This window comes from Nonomuraea sp. B10E15 (assembly GCF_039871615.1).
In the GTDB taxonomy this organism is placed as follows: Bacteria; Actinomycetota; Actinomycetes; order Streptosporangiales; family Streptosporangiaceae; genus Nonomuraea.
In genome coordinates, this window is the sequence record NZ_JBDPMB010000013.1 from 149,370 (window position 1) to 169,253 (window position 19,884).

Genomic DNA, 19,884 nt, shown 5'->3' on the forward strand with positions numbered 1-19,884 from the left:
ATGGACCGTCGCAGGCTGGTGCCGCGCACCGACGCCGTGCTCGCCGACCCGCGCCTGGTGGAGGCGGGCGGGCGGCTCGGCAGGCCGGTGGTCAAGGCGGCGGTGGCGGCTGCCCAGGATCGGGCGCGGCGGGGCGAGATCGGCCCGGGGGACGTGGCCGACGCGGCGGTGGCGGCGCTCCCGGCGCACGCGGCGAGCCTGCGCCCGGTCGTCAACGCCACGGGCGTGCTGATCCACACCAACCTCGGCCGGGCGCCGCTGTCGGCTGCGGCCGTCGCGGCGATGACCGCCGCCGCGGGGCCCGCCGACGTGGAGTTCGACCTGGTGACGGGCGCCAGGGCGCGGAGAGGACGGGGCGCGGTCGAGGCGCTCGCCGCGGCCGTGCCCGCCGCGGCGGACGTGCACGTCGTCAACAACAACGCCGCCGCTCTCGTCCTGGTCGCCACCGCGCTCGCCGCCGGGCGGGAGATCCTCATCAGCCGGGGCGAGCTGGTGGAGATCGGTGACGGGTTCCGCATCCCCGACCTGCTCGCCTCCACCGGGGCGCGGCTGCGCGAGGTGGGCACCACCAACCGCACCTCCGCCCGCGACTACGCCGACGCGGTGGGGCCGCTGACGGGGTTCGTGCTCAAGGTCCACCCGTCGAACTTCCGGATCGAGGGCTTCACCGGCGCGGCCGAGGTGCCGGAGCTGACCGGTCTGGGCGTCCCCGTCGTCGTGGACATCGGCTCGGGCCTGCTGGTCCGCGAGCCGCTGCTGCCCGCGGAACCGGACGCCACCACCATGATCGAGTCGGGCGCCGACCTGGTGACGGCCAGCGGTGACAAGCTGCTCGGCGGGCCGCAGGCGGGGCTCCTCCTGGGCCGCGGCGACCTGGTCGAACGTTGCCGCCGGCACCCGCTCGCCCGCGCGCTGCGGGTGGACAAGCTCACGCTCGCCGCGCTGGAGGCGACGCTGCGCGGTCCCGCACCGCCGGTCCGGGAGGCGCTGCACGCCGCCCCGGCGGCGCTGGCCAGGCGCGCCGAGGTCCTGGCGGGCCGGCTGGCGGGCGCCGGGGTCGACGCGTCGAGCGTGCCGAGCACGGCCGCCGTGGGAGGTGGCGGCGCGCCCGGCGTGAGGCTGCCGAGCGCCGCCGTGGGCCTGCCCGAACGGCTCGCCGTACCGCTGCGGACGGGCGATCCGCCGGTCGTCGGGCGGATCGAGCACGCTCGCCTGCTGCTGGACCTGCGCACCGTCCCGCCCGAGCGCGACGACGACGTGGAGCGCGCGGTGCTGGCGGCCGCGGAGGTGCGGGACTGATGCACGTCGTGGCCACCGCGGGGCACGTCGACCACGGCAAGTCCACCCTGGTGCGCGCGCTCACCGGCATGGAGCCCGACCGGCTGGACGAGGAACGCCGGCGCGGCCTGACCATCGAACTCGGCTACGCGTGGACGGAACTCCCGTCGGGCGGACGGCTCGCGTTCGTGGACGTCCCAGGCCACGAACGGTTCCTCGCCACGATGCTCGCGGGGGTCGGGCCCGTGCCGGCCGTCATGTTCGTGGTGGCGGCCGACGAGGGCTGGATGCCCCAGTCGGAGGAGCACCTGGTGGCCCTGGAGGCTCTCGGCGTACGGCACTGCCTGCTCGTGGTGACCCGGTCCGACCTCGCCGATCCGGCCCCGGTGGTCGCCCAGGCCCTCGCCCGCCTGGACACGGCCGGCCTCGGCGAGGTGGCGGCGGTCGCCGTGAGCGGTCGCACCGGCCAGGGGCTGCCCGAGCTGCGGCGGGCGCTGGACCGGCTCGTGACCGGGCTGCCCCGGCCCGATCCGGCCGCAGCGGTACGGCTCTGGATCGACCGGGCGTTCAGCGTGACCGGCAGCGGAACGGTGATCACCGGCACGCTGCCCGCCGGAACGGTCTCGGTGGGCGACGAACTGCTGCTGGCCGGCGAGCCGGTGCGGGTCAGGGGGCTCGAGTCGCTCAAGGAGCCGCGGGACACGGTGACCGGGGTCGCCAGGGTGGCGGTCAACCTGCGCGGCCATGACGTGCCCGGGCGTGGGCACGCGCTCGTCACGCCGGGCGGCTGGACGGCCACCGACCTGGTGGACGTGCGCGTCACCAGCGTCGGGGGCCACGTGGCAGGACCGCGGCGCGAGGCCGCAGGGTTGCCCCGGCGGTTGACGGTCCACATCGGGTCGGCGGCGGTGGCGGCCGAGGCGCGGCCGCTCGGCGGGCGCGTCGTACGGCTGCGGCTGGCCCGGCCGGTGCCGCTGCACCTCGGCGACGTGCTGCTGCTGCGTGATCCCGGACGCGACCGGTCGGAGATGCGGGTGCTCGCCGGGGCGAGAGTCCTCGACGTGCGCCCGCCCGCCCTGGGCCGCAGGGGCGCCGCCAGGCAGCGCGCGGCCTTCCTGGAGTCGGCCTTCCTGGAATCGGCGTTGCCGGAGCCGGCCCCGTTGCAGCCGGCCCCGTTGCAGCCGGCCCCGTTGCAGCCGGCACTGCCGGAGGCCGTCGCGTCAGGTACGGCGTACGCGCTGCGCCTGCACCGGTTGCTGCGCGCCGCCGACCTGCGTGCCATGGGTGTCGCGCCGGGCACTCCCGGAACGTCAGGGGAGTGGTACGCCGATCCGGGACACTGGAGGGATCTGGGCCGGCGGCTCGTGGAGGCGGTGCGGCACTACGCGGCCGGCCATCCCCTCGATCCCGCCATGCCGATCGAGGCGGCCCGCCACGAGCTGGGCCTGCCCGACCGGCAGCTGGTCGCCACGCTGGTACGGCCGCCGCTCACGCTCGCCGGAGGGCGGATCGTGGCCGGGCCCGCGGGCCTGCCGGAGCGGGTGGCCAGGGCGGTCGAGCGGCTGAGACGGGACCTGGCGGTGCGGCCCTTCCACGCGCCGGACGCGGGCCGGCTGGCGGAGCTGGGCCTGGGCCCGCGGGAACTGGCCGCGGCCGAACGGGCCGGGAGCCTGCTGCGCGTGGGCGAAGGAGTCGCGCTGTTGCCGGGAGCCGACGCCCGGGCGGCCGAACTGCTGGGCCGGCTGCCGCAGCCGTTCACGGTCAGCCAGGCCAGCCACGCCCTCGGCACCACCCGCCGCGTCGCCGTGCCGCTGCTCGAACACCTCGACAGGGCCGGTCTCACCGAACGGGTGGACGAGGTGCACCGGCGCTGCAGATGAGCGCGGCTCAGCGCCCGGCGGGCTCGAACAGCTCGACGAGATTGCCGGCCGGGTCGGCGAGCAGGATCTGGCGCCCGCCCGGCCCCGCGACGACCTCGCCGCGGAAGGACAGCCCGGCGGCGCGCAACCGGTCGATCTCGGCGTCGAGGTCGTGGACGGTGAGATGGATGCGGTTGCGGCCCGGCGCGGCGGATCCCTCGGGCGTGGCCCGGGCGCCGGAGCTCTCCGGCCCGGACAGGAGCAGCCGCAGCTGGCCGCGGACCACGTCGGCGAAGGCGGGCGCGGGGTTGGCGCGCAGGGTGAAGCCGAGGTGGGTGGTGTAGAAGCGCACGGCGGCGGCCACGTCGTCGACGATGTAGCGGACGCCGGCGAGTTCGGCGGGTGGCGTGGTCATGACGTTACCTCCGGGGCGGCGGTGCGGGTGAGAACGGGCAGCAGGAAGCGGATGCGGGTGTCGATCTCCGCCGCCGTGCGCAGGAAGGCGGGGTAGCTCGCCTGGTCGTCGTCGCCCGGCGCGGCCGGGTCGGGGATGCTCCAGTGCGCCGGCCGGGGCCGGCCGCCGAACACGGGATGCATCTCGCGGACCTTGTCGCACAGGCTGATCAGATGATCGAAACGGCGGTGGGCCACGGTGTCGAGATGGCGCGTCCGCCGGTCGGTCAGGTCGACGCCGTACTGCTCGCGCAGGACGCGTACGGCGTTGGGATGCACGCTCGGTTTCGGGTGGCTGCCGGCGCTGGTCACCTCCACGTGCCCGCCGCCGCGGTGGCGCAGCAGCGCGGCGGCGATCGGCGAGCGGGCGCTGTTGCCGGTGCACGCGAACAGCACCCGGGGAGGGCCCGGGACGTCGCCGGATGACGGGGCGGATGACGGGGCGGGTGGCGGGGCGGGATCGAGGCGCAGCGCCGGATGGAGGGCGGCGCCCGCCTCGGCCAGCGCGTGCGCGCAGCGCTCGAGGTCGAGGTGGTAATAGCTGTCGCGGGCGTCGAAGCTGCTGCGGCGGGCGGTGACCAGCCCGCTGCCGCGCAGCAGCCGCAGATGGTAGGAGATCAGGTTCTGCGGGTGGCCGAGCAGCTCGACGAGCTCGCGGACCCGGTGGTCGCCGGTGGCCAGCGCGGTCAGCAGGCTCCACCGCAGGGGATGGGCGGCCATGCGCACGAACGCCGGGGCGGTTCGGCCGGTGGGCACCATGCCGCCAGAATACATCAAAAACATTTGATGGACTCAGCCGAGCAGCGTGCGGGCCAGCCCGACGGCCGCGCCGCCGGCGATCAACCACGCGTTGTTGAGCCTGGTCGTCCAGAGCAGCACCAGGCTGAGCACCGCTATGGCCGCGGTCAGCGGGTCGACGACGGCCGTGCGGGCGAGCTGGTAGGAGACCCCGGCCATGAGCGCCAGCGCCGCGGCGTTCACCCCGTCGAGCAGGGCGGACGCCCACCGGCTCGAGCGCAGCCAGCCGGTGAGCCGGGTGAGCAGGCCGACGAAGACGAACGACGGCAGGAAGATGGCCACGGTGGCCACGAACGCGCCGATCGGCCCGGCGACGACATAGCCCACGAAGGTGGCGGTGGTGAACACCGGCCCGGGGGTGACCTGGCCGATGGAGACCGCGTCGGCGAGCTGCTGCGAGCTGAGCCAGCCGAGCCGCTCGACGAAATCGCCGCGCAGGAAGGCCAGCAGCACGTAGCCGCTGCCGTACAGCACCGAGCCGATCTTCAGCATGGTGAGGAAGAGCTGCGTCAGCTGACCTCCGGTCGGGTCGGGGAAGAGGGGAGATCCGCCGAAGGCGAGCAGCGGTGCGGCGAGCACGCCGGGCAGCCGGTTCTGGCCGCCGGGCGGGCGGCGCGGCAGCCGGCGGGGCGGCCGGCGGGGCGGGCGGCGCGGCAGGCGTACGGCGGAGGCCAGCAGCGCCCCGGCCGCCAGGATCAGCAGCTCGTTGATCCCCGCCAGGTAGGCGGCCAGCGCGGCGAGGGCCAGGGCGCCCAGCCACCCGGTCTTGATCACCGTGCGCCACAGGCCGAACAGGGCGTGGGCGATGATGGCGATCACCGCCGGGACGATGCCGTACAGGAGGCCCTCGGCCGCGGGCGTGCTGCCGTAGGTGACGTAAGCCCAGGCCAGGGCGGTGACGATGAGCGCGGCAGGCAGGATGAAGCAGACCCCGGCCGCGACGAGACCGCGCATGCGCGCACGGTCGTGGCCCAGGTGGATGGCCAGCTCGGTGGAGTTGGGCCCCGGGATCAGGTTGGTCGCGCCCATCAGGTCGGCGAAGCGCTCGTCGCTCACCCAGCCGCGGCGGCGCACCAGCTCGTCGCGCATCATCGCGGTGTGCGCGGCCGGGCCGCCGAAGGCGATGGTGCCCAGCTTGAGGAAGAGCAGCGCCACCTCCCGGACCGCGCGCCAGGACGCCCCCGCCCCGCCGGAGCCTCCGGTGACGTGCTCGCTCACCGCCGCGGTCCTTTCCCTGGTGTGGCCGGCTGACCGCGCCGACTCTATCAAATCCATTTGATGTAACGGTATGCCGTGGATCACGTGCGCTGAGCGCCCCATGGCTTACCAGTTGTACAGTCAGCTGACCATATGGTTACTATGCTGAGCATGCGGTCAGATACGGACGATCTCAAAGCGCGTGCCAGGATCAGGAACGCCGCCCTGGAGCTGTTCGGGGCCGAGGGCGTCAGCGGGGTGAGCCTGCGTGCGGTCGCCGCCCGTGCCGGCGTCTCCCACGCCCTGGTCCTGCACCACTTCGGCAGCAAGGAGGGCCTGCGCAGGGAGTGCGACGCGTACGTGATCTCGCTCGTGCGCGGCGGCCCCGGCGTCGAGGCGCTGGGGGACACGGCGGGATTGGCGGCGATGCTGGAGGCCGCCGGCCCCGTGCGGCGATATCTCGGCCGGGCGTTCCTGGACGGCAGCCCCGAGGCGGCGGCGCTCTACGACGAGATCGTCGAGACCACCGAGCAGTGGCTGGAACAGGGCGTGGCGGAGGGGTGGGCACGGCCGAGCCAGGACCCGCGCGCCCGCGCCGCCATCTACGTGACCTGGCTGCTCGCCCCGCTGGCCTTCGGCGAGCACCTGTCGCGGGTGCTCGGCCTTCCGGACCCGCACGACATGGACGCCACGTTGCGCTACTCGCGGGCCGGCATCGAGATCTTCACCGACGGCGTGTTCGCCGACGACCGCGCCCTGACGGCCTGGGAGGCGGTCAGGAAGGAGCGGCGGGCGCGGTGACAGCGCTGCCGCCATGACCGATTTCGCCATCGAGGAGACATGACCATGACCGACATCGCCGGCTTGCTGACCGCCCCCGACAGAGACGCGTTCCTGGCCGACCTGGCCAGGCAGGGGCCGGTGTGCCGGGGCACCTACATCGACGGCAGCCCCGTCTGGCTGGTGACCGGCTATCCCGAGAGCGTCGCGGTGCTCACGGATCCGCGGTTCAGCAGCGACGTCACCCGGCAGTCCACGATCGACCTGGCCGCCGTCGCAGGGCTGCCCGGCGACGTCGCCCCCTACCTGCTGCGCACGCTGGGCGTCAACGACCCGCCCGACCACACCAGGCTGCGGCGGCTGGTGTCGCGGGAGTTCACCGCCCGCCGGGTGGAGAGCCTGCGCCCGCGCATCCAGGAGATCGTCGACGCGTTGGTGTCCGGCCTGCCCGAGGAGTTCGACCTCATCGAGCGCTTCGCCTACCCCCTGCCCGTCCAGGTGATCTGTGAGCTGCTCGGCGTGCCGGCGGCGGACCGCGGCACCTGGCGTTCCTGGGCCGCCGATCTCACGGCTCCCGACCTGGAGAAGGTCGCGGCCGGCGCCAGGGGACTGGTCGGACACATGTCCCGGCTGATCGACGCCAAGCGTGCGGATCCCGGCGACGATCTGCTGTCAGGGCTGATCAGGGCCCAGGAGGCCGACGGCGACCGGCTCGCCGACGAGGAACTGATCTCGATGTCGATCAGCATCCTGATGGCCGGGCACGAGACCACCGTCGGCCTCATCAGCCAGAGCGTCTGGCTCCTGCTCACCCGCCGCCTCGACCCCGGTGACATCGCCGACGCCGTCGAGGAGTTCCTGCGCTTCACGGGGAGCGCGGAGATCGCCGTCCTGCGTTACACGCTGGAGCCCGTGGAGATCGGCGGCGTGACCATCCCGCAGGGGGAGGCGGTGCAGGTGGTGTACGCGGCCGCCAACCGCGACCCGCGCCGCTTCGACCAGCCCGGCCGGCTGGACCTGCGCCGCGCCGACAACGCGCATCTCGCCTTCGGCCACGGCATCCACTACTGCCTGGGCGCGGCGCTGGCCCGGTGCGAGACCCAGATCGCCCTCGCGACCCTCCTGGACCGCTTTCCCGGGCTCACCCTGAGCGTGCCCGCCTCGGAGATCGGCTGGCAGCCCGGGATGAAGCGGGCCCTGACCTCCCTGCCGGTCCGTACGACGCCCTGACCGCTCCGCCGGCCGGGGCGGGCACAGGGCTCGTCCAGGCCGGCGGGGGGCGGTCAGGACGGCGGCCAGAGCAGCGGGAGGCGGCGCACTCCCGTCATGGTCGGGGTGGGAATGAACTCCACGGGCTGGTCAGCGTCGGCGCGCAGGGGGTCGAGGCGGTCGAGCAGGATGTCGAGCGCGACCCGTCCTTCCAGCCGGGCCAGCGGCGCGCCGAGGCAGAAGTGGATGCCGCGGCCGAAGGCGAGATGCGGGTTGGGGTCGCGGCCCGGGTCGAAGGCGCCGGGGTCGGGGAACTGCCGCGGATCCCGGTTCGCCGGTCCCAGCCACCCCATCACGAGCTGGTCGGCGGGTATCGTCACGCCGCCCAGCTCGGTCTCGCGCATGGTGGTCCTCGCGAGGGCGGCGAACGGGGTGAAGTAGCGCAGGGACTCCTCGATCACGGCCGGAACGGTGGAGCGGTCGGCCCGGACCCTGTCCTGCTGCTCGGGGAAGGCGTCGAGGCACAGCACCGTGTTGCCGAGCAGCATCGTCGTGGTGATGTGCCCGGCGAGCAGGAGGACGATCGCGAAGTTGACCACCTGGTCGTCGGGCAGCCGTTCGCCGTCCACCTCGGCCTCGACCAGCTTGGTGAGCAGGTCGGCGCGGGGTCGCGCCCTGCGCTCCGCGGCGTGGGCGGCGAGATAGCCGGACATCTCCTTCCACGGCTTCAGCACCGCCTCGGTGTCGCGGTCTTCCGGCTGCTCGGTGAGTGAGAGCTTGTTGTCACGCTCGAACAGCGCATCGGCCCACTGCTTGAACAGGGCGCGGTCGCTGCTGGGCACCCCCAGCAACTCGGCGATGACGATGACGGGAAGGGGGTAGGCCAGGTCGGTCACCAGCTCGAACCGGCCGCGCTCGGCCGCCGCGTCGAGCAGCTCGTGGGTGAGGGCGGCGATCCGCGGTTCGAGATCGGCGACCACCTTCCTGGTGAACGCGCTGCTGACCAGCTTGCGCAGCTTGCCGTGCTCGGGCGGGTCGATCTGGGTGATGAAGCCCTCCATCGAGAACTCCTCCGCCTCCGGCATCAGGTGCTTCGGAATCACGCGCATGGTGTCGGAGGAGAACGTCGCGGGATCGCCCAGGATCTCGTGCACTTCCGGATAGCCGTAGACGTTCCATATCCCGGTGGCCGCGTCGAACTCGACCGGCCGGCCCGATCGCGGGCCGTGCAACCAGAAGTGTTGCGGGGGAATGGCGTACCGCTGGACGATGTCGGCCATCGCCTCTCCTTAGTCGTAGATCCACTTTCGGTAGGGCGCGACCAGTTCCGTGAAGATCGAGATGAACTCGGTCGCCGCCGCGGCGAGCACCTCGCGCGAGGGCTGCTCCGCCGGCTCGAACACCTCGCGTACGGCGAAGGCGAGCGCGTCGGCCCTGCTCTCCTCGTCCAGCGCGGATTCGGCGCTCTCGGAGCCGTCGAGGAGGTAGAAGCCCGTCTGCACGGCGGTCATCGTGTACGGCAGGTCGGGCACGTCGGTCCTGAGCAGCGCGTACTTCTCGGCGACCTGGTGGAAGCGCTCGGTCGCGAGGAGGTCGTGGCTGCGCATCGGGTGTTTGGCGAGCTTGCCGAGCAGGTCGAGATCCGTGGTGAGCACCGCGCGCAGGAGCGGCTTGCGGCACATGGCGAGGAAGGACACGCGCGCGAAGCGGTGCGGTTGCACGTTCGCCGGATCCTGGCGCATCAGCGCGGTGAACTCCTCCACGAGCTCGATGGACTCGCGTAACAGCAGGGCGTCGAAAAGCTCGTGCTTGGTGCGCCAGTGCAGGTAGACGGTGCCCTTGCCGACCTCGGCCCGTGCGGCGATGTCGTCGACGGTGACCTTGCGGTAACCGTGCCGGAGCAGCAACTCCCCGGCCGCGTCGAGAATCCGGTCCGCCCGCTCCCGCACCAGAACTCCTTGACTTGATGTGAAATCTGGTCAATAAGTCACACTACGCCGATCGCGGGTGCGGTCAAAGAGGTTGCCGGCGAGAAAAAGGGTGACCTGCGCCACGCGGCCCGGACGTCCGCCGGGCCCGGCCCTGGACGGAGCTACCGGCGGCGGCAGGCCGCCAGCGCGGCCAGGATGACCTCCACGAGCGGCGCGATGTGGTCGTCCAGGGACTCCGCGGGCTGCCACGGGGTGCGCGGCCGCAGGTAGGCCAGCCCGACCAGGCAGTCGACGGCCAGCTCGGTGTCGAGGTCGGCCGGCAGCTCGCCCCGTTCGGCGGCGCGGTGGAGCAGCCGGGCCCCCGCGGAGCGGCGGGGCTGCTCGGCGCTGGTCTGCAGGGCCGCGGCCAGGCGCGGGTTCCTGGTGGCCTCGGCGGTCAGGTCGGTGAGGACGCGCATGGTCCGCGGGTCGGCCCGCAGCGCGGAAGCGTGGCGTACGAAGCCTTCGACGTCCTCGCGCAGGGTGCCGGTGTCGGGCAGCGGCACGGCCTCGTCGGCCAGGCGGGTGAGGATCTCCAGCACCAGCGGCTCCTTGGAGGCCCAGCGCCGGTAGATGGCGGCCTTGCCGACCCCCGCCCGGCGGGCGATGGCGTCCATGGACATCCGGGCGTAGCCGCTGTCGATCAGCTCGTCCAGAGCCGCCTGGCGGATCGCGTCGGTGAGGTCGGCGCGCAGCACGGCCGCGCCTGCCGGCCGGCGGTCGGGGCCGGAGGTGGCGTCGGGCATCCGGAAGGCCCTCCATTGAGACGGAACAGTTGTGTTCCATCGTAGTGGGAGGCTACCGTGATGACGAGGGAACGTAACAGTTCCGTCCTGACGTCAATCACAAGCAGGTGGTCGCCATGAGAGAATCCGCTGAGGTCCTGGTGGTCGGGGCCGGGCCCGCCGGTCTCGCACTGGCCTGCGCCCTGCGGCTGCACGGGGTGGCGGTCCGGGTGGTGGACCAGGCGCCGGCCCCGGCCACCACCTCGCGCGCCAACATCCTGCACGCGCGCGGCGCCGAGGTGCTCGACCGGCTGGGCGCGCTCGGCGACCTGCCCGGCCGCTCGGCCCCGTCGCTCGTCCTGACCACGTACATCGGCGGGCGGGCCGCGCTCGTCACCCGCTTCGGCGAGGCCGGCCCGGGCACGCCCAAACCGGCGCTGGTCCTTCCCCAGACGGACATCGAGGCCCAGCTCCGCGCCCGCCTGGCGGAGCTGGGCGTCGACGTGGAATGGGGCACCGCCCTGACCGACCTCGCCGAGGACGACCACGGGGTCACCGCCGTGCTCGACGGCGGGCGCAAGGTGCGCGCGGGCTGGCTGGCCGGCTGCGACGGCAGCCACAGCACGGTCCGCAAGCTGGCCGGCATCCCCTTTCCCGGCGCGCCGCTGACCGACCAGTGGCTCCTGGCCGACGTGCACGCCGGCTGGGATCTCGCCCGCGCCGGTGGACACGGGTGGGCACACCCGGACGGGCCGCTGTTCGCCATGCCCATGCCCGGCGGCGAATCGGACGACCGGTGGCGGCTGATGGCCTACCTGCCGGGCGCCAAGGACGAGCAGCTCACCGAGCCCGAGATCCTCACGGTTTTCCGCCGCCTGGTGGGCGAGCGCGCCGGCCTCGACGGGGAGAAGATCCTCGACGCGGTCTGGGCGTCGGTCTTCCGCGTCCACCGCCGGCTGGCTGACGTCTACCGCAAGGGCCGGGTCCTGCTGGCCGGCGACGCGGCCCACATCCACAGCCCGATGGGCGGGCAGGGCATGGTCACGGGGATGGGCGACGCCGAGAACCTCGCCTGGAAGCTCGCGCTCGTCATCCAGGGCCACGGCGGCGAGCGGCTGCTGGACACCTACCAGGACGAACGCCGCCCCCTCGCGACCGAGGTGCTCCGCAACACCAGCGCCACCACCCGCCTCCAGATCGGCGACAGCCCGCTGCTGCGGCTGCTGATCAAGTGGGTGCTGGTGCCGCTGGGCAACCACCCCGCGGTGCAGCGCCGATCCACCCAGATCGCCTCGCAGCTGGGAGTGAGCTACCGCCGCGGCCCCCTGGCGGTCCGCGGCTCCCTGCCCGGGCCCGGCCGCCGGCCACGATCCGGCGACCGCGTTCCCGACCTGCGGTGCGTCGACGCGCACGGCGACGTCACCCGGCTGCATGCCGAACTGGGCGGGCGCTGGGCGCTGCTGGCCACCCCCCGCGCCGCGCCCGCGTGCCGCTCGGAGGCGGGCGCGGCCCTGGGCGAGCGCGTCGTCGTGCTCACACCGGCCGGCTGGCGAGACGACGAGGTGTGGCTCGTCCGTCCCGACGCGCATCTGGCCTGGCGCGGCCGGCCGGCCTCCGGCGGCCTCGGCCGCTGGCTGCGGGGCGCGCTCCAGCACGGACGCGCGCAGGTGTGACGGGCGACGACGTGGCGGGCGTCAGTCTGGCGGAGCCTTCTTCTCGGGGGTCCTCGCGGCCTGTTGCTCGCCGTCGTGGCCGTCGCCGTACGGGATCTGCTCCTCGCCGTACGCGCGGCTCATCCTCAGCCTGAGCCGGCCGAGCGGGCCCCGGGCGCTCTCGGGCGGGACCCGGTCGCCGTCCCCGGGCGCCCGGGGCAACATCGGGATGGCTGACCTGCCGCGCAGGTGGGCCTCGACGTCGTCCGATGGCGGCGTGTGGACCTCGATGAACTCCCCGTGAGGCAGCCGCCGGATGACTCCCGCCTCCACCCCGTGGTCGATGGTGGCGGCGTCCGAGCGCTGCAGGCCCAGGCACAGCCGGTAGGTGACCAGGTAGGCCACCGCCGGGCCAACGAAGATCAGCACCCGGCCCGCGTACGTCGTCCAGTTGAGGCTGACGTTGAAGTAGACCGCGATCAGGTCGTTGGCGCCGAGCACCAGGAGCAGGCCGTAGAAGGTGATGCCGGTGACGCCGATCGCGGTGCGGTGCGGGTTGTTGCGCGGCCGGTCCACGATGTGGTGCTCGCCGCGGTCGCCGGTGACCCAGCGTTCCATGAACGGATAGAGCACCAGACCGGTGAGGATCAGGCCCAGCGGCCCCAGCGCCGGGATCAGCACGCTCAGCGGCAGCGTGCCCGCGTGGGCGGTCCCGAACATGTTGATCTCCCAGGAGGGCATGATCCGCAGGGCGCCTTCGAGGAAGCCCATGTACCAGTCCGGCTGGGATCCCGCGGAGATGTCCGCCGGCGAGTAGGGGCCGTACAGCCAGATGGGGTTGATCTGGGCGAAGGTCGCCAGCCCGGCCAGCACGGCGGCCGTGAACAGCAGGTACGCGCCCGACTTCGCCATGAAGGCGGGCAGCAGCGGCGCGCCCACCACGTTCTTCTCGGTACGGCCCTTGCCCGGCATCTGCGTGTGCTTCTGCACCCACATCAGCACCAGGTGGGCGGTGATGAGCGCGATGAGGAGGCCGGGGAGCAGCAGGATGTGCAGGGTGAAGAAGCGCTGGATCACGGCGTCGCCGGGATACTCGCCGTTGAACAGGAGGAACGACAGGTACATGCCCACCAGCGGGATCGACATCAGCACTCCCTGAGTGATCCGCAGCCCGGCTCCGGACAGCAGGTCGTCGGGCAGGGAGTAGCCGGTGAGCCCTTCGGCCAGGGCCAGGACGAAGAGCGTGATGCCGATCAGCCAGTTCAGCTCGCGCGGCTTGCGGTAGGCCCCGGTGAAGAACACCCGCATCATGTGCACCATCAGGCCGGCGATGAACAGCAGGGCGGCCCAGTGGTGGATCTGCCGGAGCAGGAGACCGCCGCGCACGTCGAAGGAGATCTCCAACGTCGAGGCGTACGCCTCGGACATCACCACGCCCCTGAGCGGCGCGTAGGAGCCGTCGTAGACGACCTCTCCCATGCTGGGCGTGAACCAGAAGGTCAGGAACGTTCCGGTGAGCACCAGGATGATGAACGAGTAGAGGGCGATCTCGCCCAGCAGGAACGACCAGTGGTCCGGGAATATCTTGCGCAGGTTGCGTTTGAGGAAGGGCGCCATCCCCAGCCGGGCGTCGAGATATCCGCTCGGACCGGCGATGAATCCGGGCACTGTGTTCATGCGTGGCCTCCCCGTGGGCCGCCGTGCCGGCGCTGCGGGACGCGGGAGAACGCCGTCACTCCCCCCGCGGCGAGCCGCCGAAGCAACTGGTAAGCCGCATTACGGAAGCGTAGTCTCGCGACCTTCAACGGCGGCTAAGCCGGATCGGTGTTCCGGGCAAAAGGATGGAAGTCCGGCGCGCGGACGGTTCAGGCCGAGTCCGGCGTGCCCCGCCGCGCGGGCGGGAATGATCCTCGCACCGGCCGCAGAGGGCTAGGCTGGGAGCTTTGAGGGAGAGGGGGAGAGATGCGCGGGAAACTGCCTGCCGCACTGGTCTTCCTCCTTTCCTGGTTCCTGCCGGCCGTCGCGCACGCGCAGCCCGTCCAGCCGGTCACCACGGTCAAGAGCGCCACCTTCGCCGCCGGGCAGCAGCCCGCCGCCCGGCAGCACCCGCTCCAGCCCGCCGCCGCGCGCATCTGGGCCGGCACGCAGACCTTCACCGGCGCGGGCGGCGCGGCGCTGCCCGCCTCCGAGCTCCTGGACTTCCGGCACGCGTGGGCCGTGGTCGTCTCCAGGCCCGCCCCCGAGGCCACCGCGCAGCGCAAGCCGGTGGCGTCGCCTGCCCGCGCGCCTCCCTCCACAGCGCACTGACGATCTTTTCCCGCACGTCTAGCCTGTGGAGGCTGCCATGTTCCGTGCGCCGTTCTGGCGTGCGGTGACGGCGCTCGCCGTCATCGCGATCTCATCCGTACTCACGCTGTCCATGGAGCCGCGTCTGGGCCTCGACCTGCGCGGCGGTACCCAGCTCGTCTTCGAGGCGAGAGACTCACCGACCGTGAAGGCCGACGCGGCCGCCACCGACCGCGCGCTGTCCGTGCTCCGCCAGCGGGCCGACGCGCTCGGCGTGGTCGATCCCACGCTGGTCCGCTCGGGGGAGAAGCGCATCATCGTCGAGCTGCCCGGCGTGCTCGACCCGCGCAAGGCGGCCGAGGTCATCGGCCGCACCGCGCAGCTCGCGTTCCACCCCGTGACGGGCGCGGCCGAACAGGGGGACAAGTCGGCGCTGCCCGACGAGAACGGGCAGCCGCTGAAGCTCGGGCCGGCCGCCATCACCGGCGACGGGGTGAGCGACGCCGCCGAGCAGAGCGACCCGCAGCGCGGCCCCGGGTGGTTCGTGACCCTCGACTTCCGCGACGCCGCCGCCTGGCAGAAGCTGACCGGCGCGGCCGCCTGCGAGCCGGTCGGCGACCCCAAGCGCAGGGTCGCGATCGTGCTCGACAAGGAGATCATCTCCTCGCCGCCGCTCGACCCGTCCGTGGCCTGCCAGGTGGGCATCCCCGGCGGGAAGTCCGAGATCACCGGCTCGTTCACGCATCAGGAGGCCCGTGACCTCGCCGTGCTGATCAAGGGCGGTGCGCTGCCCGTCCCGCTCGCGATGGTCGAGCAGCGTACGGTGGGCCCGACGCTCGGAGAGGCGGCCATCGAGGCGAGCGCCCAGGCGGCGGTCGTGGGTCTGATCCTGACGGCCGGGTTCATCATCGCCGTCTACCGCCTGTCCGGGCTGCTGTCCACGATCGCGCTGGTCTGCTATGGCCTGATCTCCTACGCGGCTCTGGTGGCGATGGGGGCGACGCTGACGCTGCCGGGCCTGGCCGGGTTCGTGCTGGCGATCGGCATGGCCATCGACGCCAACGTGCTCGTCTTCGAACGAGCCAGGGAGGAGTACGGCCAGGCGCCCAAGAGAGGGCTGAAGTCGGCGATGGCCAAGGGCTTCAAGAACGCCTGGAGCGCCATCGCCGACTCCAACATCACCACCCTGATCGCCGCCGGCCTGCTGTTCTGGCTGGCGTCGGGACCCGTCAAGGGCTTCGGCGTGACGCTGGCCGTCGGTGTGCTCGCCTCGCTCGTCTCCGCGATGCTCATCACCCGCGTGCTCACCGAGATCGCCATGAACAAGATGAGCCCCCGCCTGTCGGGCGTCGGCTCGCCCGGCACTGTCAGGACCTGGCTGGCGCGCAGGAACCCGCAGCTCATGAAGGCCGGAAAGGTGTGGCTGGCGGTCGCGGGCGGACTGGTCCTGGTGGCCGTCGCCGGGCTGCTCGTCCGCGGGCTGAACTTCGGCGTCGAGTTCACCGGAGGCCGGCTCGTGGAGTTCACCACGAACCGCCCGATCCCGGCCGAGGCCGCGAGTGAGGCGGTCTCGCGCGCCGGGTTGCCGACGGCGGTGGTGCAGTCCAGCGGCGACACCGTCACCGTGCGCGCGGCCGAGCTCGGCCTGAACGAGGCCGCGCAGATCGAGCAGGAGCTGGAGCGGGAAGCCGGCGAGGTGACGAAGCAGCGCGAGGAGTTCATCGGCCCGAGCCTGGGCGAGGAACTGCGCCGCAACGCGCTCATCGCGCTCGGCGTGGCCGTCGCGATGCAGCTGCTGTACCTGGCGGTCAGGTTCCGGTGGACGTTCGGCGCGGCGACGGTGACCGCGCTGCTCGTGGACGTGTTCGTGGTCGCGGGCCTGTTCGCGTGGCTGGGCAAGCCGATCGACGGGGTCTTCCTCGCCGCGATGCTGACCATCGTCGGTTATTCGGTCAACGACAAGGTCGTGGTGTTCGACCGGGTGCGGGAGTTGTGGACGGCACGCCGCAAGGAGCCGTTCGCCGCGTCGGTGAACGGCGCGATCCTGCAGACCATGCCGCGCACGGTCAACACCGGGCTAGGTGCGCTGTTCATCCTGATGGCCCTGATGGTCTTCGGCGGCGATTCGCTGCAGGACTTCGCGATCGCGCTGGTCGCCGGCATCGTGATGGGCACGCTCTCGTCCGCCTTCGTGGCCGGGCCCACGGCGATCGTGCTGTCCCGGTTCGACCGGCGGCCGCCCCCCGAGCCCGTCAAGCGCCGCGCCCCCGAGGCCCGCAAGGGGTCGGGTGCCGTGGTGTAGCACGCGCTTCGGCCGGGGCGGGCGCCACGGTGCCCGCCCCGGCCGGGACCCCCGGAGGGATCGTGCCGTCGGCCGGGGTGCCCGCTAACCGGGTCGTGCCGTCGGTCTGACAGTGGCCGGAGTGCCCGCGTCTCGCGGGTGCTCCGGCCGTTTCACGCCTGCTCCCGCCGTTGGGCGCCGCCGCCTGCGCTCTGGCCGGCGAGGGCCGCGAGGCCTTCCCGCACGTAGTCGAGCAGCGGGCGGGAGCGGCCGTCGAGGTGCCACTGCTCCAGCGCGCCGAAGTAGGCGCCGAACAGGTAGGACCGGGCGAGGACGCGGGCCCGTGCCGGGCTCTGGCCGGCGTCCCGCAGCAGGGCGGCAAGCCGCCCGGCCTCCTCGTCGAGCGCGCCGTAGACGGCGGCCCGCACGGAGGGTTCCTCCATGACGTAGCGCATCCCCCGCCAGGACCTGCGGGGCTCGCCCTCGGACGCGTCCGGGCCCCCGCCGATGAGGGTGATCAGCCGTTCGAGCGTGCCCGGCAGGTCGCCGGGGTCGATCTGGCCGGAGTAGCCGTCGATGCCGACGGCGGCGAGGGGATCGGCGGTGAACAGGCCCTCCTTCGTGCCGAAGTAGCGGTAGAAGGTGCGCGGCGACACGCCGGACGCGGCCGCGATCTCCTCGATCGTGACAGCGGAGTAGCCGCGCTCGTCGAACAGGTCCATGGCGGTGTCCATGATCCGGTGGATCGCGTCCAGCCGGTTGCGCTGGCGAAGGGTCAGGGGCACGGGGCAAGCGTACTGGGTGTTCCCTTATTGTCAGCAGCTGCCGTGTTGACAGTTACTGCCTGTTCGCTGATCCTGGAGGCACAGGAGAGGAGGACGGAATGAGACCCTTCGAGATCGTGCTGGTGGCGGTGGACCTGCTGGCGCTCCTCGTGCTCGCGGTGCCGCCGCTGCGCCGGGCGCGGCACGTGGCGCCGCTCGCCGCGCTCGCCGCCGTGGCGCAGGTGCTGGTGGAAGGGGCCCGCATACCGCTCGTCCCCGCGTACGCCCTCGCCGTGGCGCTACCGGCCTGGTGGCTCTGGCGGATCCTGCGCCCGCCCGTTCCCGCCCGGGCGGGCAGGCTCGGCACCGCGCTCGGCGCGATGGCGCTGGTGCCGGCCGTGGCCCTGCCGATGGTGCTGCCGGTGCTGCGCTTCCCCCCGCCCGAGGGCCCGCACGGCATCGGCACGCTGACCTATCACTGGAAGGACGCCGGCCGCCAGGAGATCCTCGGCCCGGACCCGGCCGCGCGCCGGGAGCTGATGGTGCAGATCTGGTATCCGGCGCGGCCCGACCCGTCGGCCCCGCGCACCCCGTACGTGGAGGATCCCGGAGTCATCACCGCGGTCGCCCGGCTGGCGGGCGTGCCCGACGCCACCTTCCAGCACATGCGCCAGTCGACCAGCAACGCCGTCACCGCCGCCCCCGCCGTGCCCGGCCGCCATCCGGTGCTGGTCTTCCTGGAAGGGGCGCAGGGCTTCCGGCAGATGAACATGTTCCAGGTCGAGCCCCTGGTCTCCCGCGGTTACGTCGTCGTCGCCATCGACCAGCCGTACACCGCCGGATCGGTACGCTTCCCCGACGGGCGCTCGATCGCCGGGCTGCCCCGCGACAGCCTGATGGCGCTCGTCGACCAGAGTCTCAAGCCGGCCGCGACAGCGCCGGTGCTGAACGGCCGCCCCCTCCCGGACGGCATGATCCCGCACCTCGCGCAGGACGTGACCTTCACGCTCGACCGGCTGGCCGGGCTCGACCAGGCCGACCCCCGCGGCGTCCTGACCGGGCGGCTGGACCTGCGACGTACCGGAGTCTTCGGCATCTCGCTCGGGGGCATCGTCACCGCGCAGGCCTGCGCGCGCGAACCCCGCCTGCGCGCCTGCCTGATCATGGACGCCCCCATGCCGGAAGGCGTGGTGCGCGACGGCATCGAGCAGCCCGCCATGTGGCTCACCCGCGACGCCGCGACCATGCGCCGAGAAGGCTGGGACGAGGCCGAGGTCGAGCGGCACCAGATCACCATGCGGGCGCTGTACGACAAGCTGCCGGGAGCGGGCTATTTCGTGCTCGTGCCGGGCGCGTACCACGTCGACTACACCGACGCGCCCCTCTGGTCGCCGCTCATGCGCGCGGCGGGCCTGGCCGGGCCGATCGGCGCCGAGCGGGCGCACGCCATCATCAACGCGTACACGCTCGCGTTCTTCGACCGGCACCTGAAGGGCGCCCCGGCGGACCTGCTCGACGGGAAGCCCGGGTTCCCCGGCGTGCGGTTCGACAGCCGCCAGGGGAGCGAAGCGGCCGGGGTCAGCGGGGGGTGGTGAAGCGGGACAGCAGGGTGTCGGCGGCGGCGAAGTCCGCTACCACGTCGGCCGCCGTGCGCTGCCGCCGCACCAGGCCCACGGCCTGCCCGGCGTAGACGCAGGCGGTGTCGAAGTCGCCCTCGCGACGCGCCCGCGCCAGCTCCGACTGCGCCGCCTCGTCGCCGGCCAGCTCCGCCTCCCGGCCCGCCCACCGGTCGAAGAACGTGTTGCGCAGGGCGCGGCCGCCGTACTCGGAGGGCCAGGCGAGCCGCTGGGCCACGTCGAAGACGCGCCCGTACGCGGTGCCGGTCTCGCCGGCGTCGAGGATCCGCTGCCGGGCCGCCTCCGAGGCGGTCGTCTCCGAACACCCGAGGAAGGCGGTGCCCACCCAGGCGCCCTCCGCGCCCGCGGCCAGGACGGCGGCCAGGCCGCGGGCCGTGGCGATACCGCCGGCGGCGAGCACTGGCACGTCCACCACGTCCAGAACGCTCTGCAGCAGCGGCAGCGTGGCCACGTCGGCGCGCCCGTGCCCGCCGCCCTCGCCGCCGCGGGCGACGACCAGGTCCACCCCGGCCCGCTCGGCGGCGCGGGCCTCGTCCGTGGTGCCCGCCTGGACGGCCACGGTGACGCCGGCCTCCCGCAGCGGTCCGACGTACGGCAGGTAGTCGCCGAAGCTGACGGACACCAGGGCGGGACGGGCCGCGAGCACCGCCTCGAACTGGCCGGGGTTGCCCGGCAGCGCCCAGGCCATCAGCCCGACGCCGTACGCCCGCCCGCTCGCGGCGGCCACGGCCGCCTGTTCGGTGACCCACGAGCCAGGCGCGGTGGGGGGCACGCCGACCATGCCGAGCCCGCCCGCCCTGGAGACGGCCGCGGCGAGCCGCCCGTCGCCCACGCCCGCCATCGGCGCGCCGACGAGTGGCACATCGAGCCGGAAACGGCCGGTCAGCCAGGTGTTCGGCATCCTGTCAGCTCCTTCGGGACTCCCGGGAGCGCCTGCCGCGCTCCACGCCGGTCGTGACCATGGTGCCAACGACCCGGCCCGCCCGCACGATGCG

General features: G+C 73.3%; 17 protein-coding genes. 8 read left to right on the plus strand and 9 right to left on the minus strand.

The annotated features are described in order from the left end of the window. Both selA and ABGB14_RS31140 read left to right on the plus strand, forming a co-directional pair. Positions 1-1,299: an L-seryl-tRNA(Sec) selenium transferase gene (gene selA / locus ABGB14_RS31135; protein ID WP_347647398.1), complete on the plus strand. Its 1,299-nt coding sequence runs from the start codon at positions 1-3 to the stop codon at positions 1,297-1,299. Continuing rightward, positions 1,299-3,158, plus strand: coding sequence for a SelB C-terminal domain-containing protein (locus ABGB14_RS31140; protein ID WP_347647399.1), 1,860 nt, complete (start codon positions 1,299-1,301; stop codon positions 3,156-3,158). The genes selA and ABGB14_RS31140 overlap by 1 nt, the downstream gene beginning before the upstream one ends. Before the next feature lie 7 nt (positions 3,159-3,165). Here ABGB14_RS31140 and ABGB14_RS31145 read toward each other — a convergent pair whose 3' ends face one another. The 3 genes from ABGB14_RS31145 to chrA are packed head-to-tail and all read right to left on the minus strand — an operon-like array spanning position 3,166 to position 5,606. Continuing rightward, the gene (locus ABGB14_RS31145) at positions 3,166-3,552 is read right to left on the minus strand and encodes a VOC family protein (protein WP_347647400.1); all 387 of its coding nucleotides are present in this window, start codon (positions 3,550-3,552) and stop codon (positions 3,166-3,168) included. Further along, positions 3,549-4,349: an ArsR family transcriptional regulator gene (locus tag ABGB14_RS31150; RefSeq protein WP_347647401.1), complete on the minus strand. Its 801-nt coding sequence runs from the start codon at positions 4,347-4,349 to the stop codon at positions 3,549-3,551. Before ABGB14_RS31150 ends, ABGB14_RS31145 begins: the two co-directional genes overlap by 4 nt. Before the next feature lie 33 nt (positions 4,350-4,382). Further along, positions 4,383-5,606, minus strand: coding sequence for a chromate efflux transporter (gene chrA / locus ABGB14_RS31155; protein ID WP_347647402.1), 1,224 nt, complete (start codon positions 5,604-5,606; stop codon positions 4,383-4,385). A gap of 150 nt (positions 5,607-5,756) precedes the next feature. On the opposite strand from chrA, the gene ABGB14_RS31160 reads away from it, so the two are divergent. Both ABGB14_RS31160 and ABGB14_RS31165 read left to right on the plus strand, forming a co-directional pair. Further along, entirely contained in the window at positions 5,757-6,386 is a 630-nt protein-coding gene (locus ABGB14_RS31160) for a TetR family transcriptional regulator (protein ID WP_347647403.1), read from the plus strand. A gap of 39 nt (positions 6,387-6,425) precedes the next feature. Then, the gene (locus ABGB14_RS31165; protein ID WP_347647404.1) at positions 6,426-7,595 is read left to right on the plus strand and encodes a cytochrome P450; all 1,170 of its coding nucleotides are present in this window, start codon (positions 6,426-6,428) and stop codon (positions 7,593-7,595) included. 53 nt (positions 7,596-7,648) lie between these two features. Here ABGB14_RS31165 and ABGB14_RS31170 read toward each other — a convergent pair whose 3' ends face one another. From ABGB14_RS31170 to ABGB14_RS31180, 3 genes are all read right to left on the minus strand, one after another. Next, the gene (locus ABGB14_RS31170; protein ID WP_347647405.1) at positions 7,649-8,854 is read right to left on the minus strand and encodes a cytochrome P450; all 1,206 of its coding nucleotides are present in this window, start codon (positions 8,852-8,854) and stop codon (positions 7,649-7,651) included. A gap of 9 nt (positions 8,855-8,863) precedes the next feature. Further along, positions 8,864-9,523, minus strand: a complete 660-nt coding sequence (locus ABGB14_RS31175; protein WP_347647406.1) for a helix-turn-helix domain-containing protein — start codon at positions 9,521-9,523, stop codon at positions 8,864-8,866. Positions 9,524-9,666: 143 nt separating this feature from the next. Beyond that, positions 9,667-10,290, minus strand: coding sequence for a TetR/AcrR family transcriptional regulator (locus tag ABGB14_RS31180; RefSeq protein WP_347647407.1), 624 nt, complete (start codon positions 10,288-10,290; stop codon positions 9,667-9,669). 116 nt (positions 10,291-10,406) lie between these two features. Here ABGB14_RS31180 and ABGB14_RS31185 point away from each other — a divergent pair, with 116 nt between their 5' ends. Next, positions 10,407-11,942, plus strand: a complete 1,536-nt coding sequence (locus tag ABGB14_RS31185) for an FAD-dependent monooxygenase (RefSeq protein WP_347647408.1) — start codon at positions 10,407-10,409, stop codon at positions 11,940-11,942. Between the two features lie 21 nt (positions 11,943-11,963). Here ABGB14_RS31185 and ABGB14_RS31190 read toward each other — a convergent pair whose 3' ends face one another. Continuing rightward, the gene (locus ABGB14_RS31190; protein ID WP_347647409.1) at positions 11,964-13,598 is read right to left on the minus strand and encodes a cytochrome bc complex cytochrome b subunit; all 1,635 of its coding nucleotides are present in this window, start codon (positions 13,596-13,598) and stop codon (positions 11,964-11,966) included. 285 nt (positions 13,599-13,883) lie between these two features. Here ABGB14_RS31190 and ABGB14_RS31195 point away from each other — a divergent pair, with 285 nt between their 5' ends. Then, entirely contained in the window at positions 13,884-14,228 is a 345-nt protein-coding gene (locus ABGB14_RS31195; protein WP_347647410.1) for a hypothetical protein, read from the plus strand. A 37-nt stretch (positions 14,229-14,265) separates the two neighbouring features. After that, a complete protein-coding gene (gene secD, locus ABGB14_RS31200; RefSeq protein ID WP_347647411.1) occupies positions 14,266-16,509 on the plus strand; it encodes a protein translocase subunit SecD in 2,244 nt (747 codons plus the stop codon). Between the two features lie 152 nt (positions 16,510-16,661). Here the strand turns inward: secD and ABGB14_RS31205 are convergent, their stop codons facing one another. Continuing rightward, positions 16,662-17,273, minus strand: coding sequence for a helix-turn-helix domain-containing protein (locus tag ABGB14_RS31205; RefSeq protein ID WP_347647412.1), 612 nt, complete (start codon positions 17,271-17,273; stop codon positions 16,662-16,664). Between the two features lie 98 nt (positions 17,274-17,371). Here ABGB14_RS31205 and ABGB14_RS31210 point away from each other — a divergent pair, with 98 nt between their 5' ends. Further along, positions 17,372-18,847: a hypothetical protein gene (locus ABGB14_RS31210; protein WP_347647413.1), complete on the plus strand. Its 1,476-nt coding sequence runs from the start codon at positions 17,372-17,374 to the stop codon at positions 18,845-18,847. Here the strand turns inward: ABGB14_RS31210 and ABGB14_RS31215 are convergent. Then, positions 18,831-19,790: a nitronate monooxygenase gene (locus ABGB14_RS31215; protein ID WP_347647414.1), complete on the minus strand. Its 960-nt coding sequence runs from the start codon at positions 19,788-19,790 to the stop codon at positions 18,831-18,833. The two genes, ABGB14_RS31210 and ABGB14_RS31215, sit on opposite strands and share 17 nt — an antisense overlap. Positions 19,791-19,884 lie beyond the last annotated feature (94 nt).

What these genes read in the sequence shown, in the direction of transcription:
- ABGB14_RS31185 (WP_347647408.1), top strand. Translation starts at nt 10,407, where the DNA reads ATGAGAGAATCCGCTGAGGTCCTGGTGGTCGGGGCCGGGCCCGCCGGT.
- ABGB14_RS31215 (WP_347647414.1), bottom strand. Translation starts at nt 19,790, where the DNA reads ATGCCGAACACCTGGCTGACCGGCCGTTTCCGGCTCGATGTGCCACTC.
- ABGB14_RS31180 (WP_347647407.1), bottom strand. Translation starts at nt 10,290, where the DNA reads ATGCCCGACGCCACCTCCGGCCCCGACCGCCGGCCGGCAGGCGCGGCC.
- ABGB14_RS31145 (WP_347647400.1), bottom strand. Translation starts at nt 3,552, where the DNA reads ATGACCACGCCACCCGCCGAACTCGCCGGCGTCCGCTACATCGTCGAC.
- selA (WP_347647398.1), top strand. Translation starts at nt 1, where the DNA reads ATGGACCGTCGCAGGCTGGTGCCGCGCACCGACGCCGTGCTCGCCGAC.
- secD (WP_347647411.1), top strand. Translation starts at nt 14,266, where the DNA reads ATGTTCCGTGCGCCGTTCTGGCGTGCGGTGACGGCGCTCGCCGTCATC.
- ABGB14_RS31170 (WP_347647405.1), bottom strand. Translation starts at nt 8,854, where the DNA reads ATGGCCGACATCGTCCAGCGGTACGCCATTCCCCCGCAACACTTCTGG.
- ABGB14_RS31210 (WP_347647413.1), top strand. Translation starts at nt 17,372, where the DNA reads ATGAGACCCTTCGAGATCGTGCTGGTGGCGGTGGACCTGCTGGCGCTC.
- ABGB14_RS31160 (WP_347647403.1), top strand. Translation starts at nt 5,757, where the DNA reads ATGCGGTCAGATACGGACGATCTCAAAGCGCGTGCCAGGATCAGGAAC.
- ABGB14_RS31195 (WP_347647410.1), top strand. Translation starts at nt 13,884, where the DNA reads ATGCGCGGGAAACTGCCTGCCGCACTGGTCTTCCTCCTTTCCTGGTTC.
- ABGB14_RS31150 (WP_347647401.1), bottom strand. Translation starts at nt 4,349, where the DNA reads ATGGTGCCCACCGGCCGAACCGCCCCGGCGTTCGTGCGCATGGCCGCC.
- ABGB14_RS31190 (WP_347647409.1), bottom strand. Translation starts at nt 13,598, where the DNA reads ATGAACACAGTGCCCGGATTCATCGCCGGTCCGAGCGGATATCTCGAC.
- ABGB14_RS31165 (WP_347647404.1), top strand. Translation starts at nt 6,426, where the DNA reads ATGACCATGACCGACATCGCCGGCTTGCTGACCGCCCCCGACAGAGAC.
- ABGB14_RS31140 (WP_347647399.1), top strand. Translation starts at nt 1,299, where the DNA reads ATGCACGTCGTGGCCACCGCGGGGCACGTCGACCACGGCAAGTCCACC.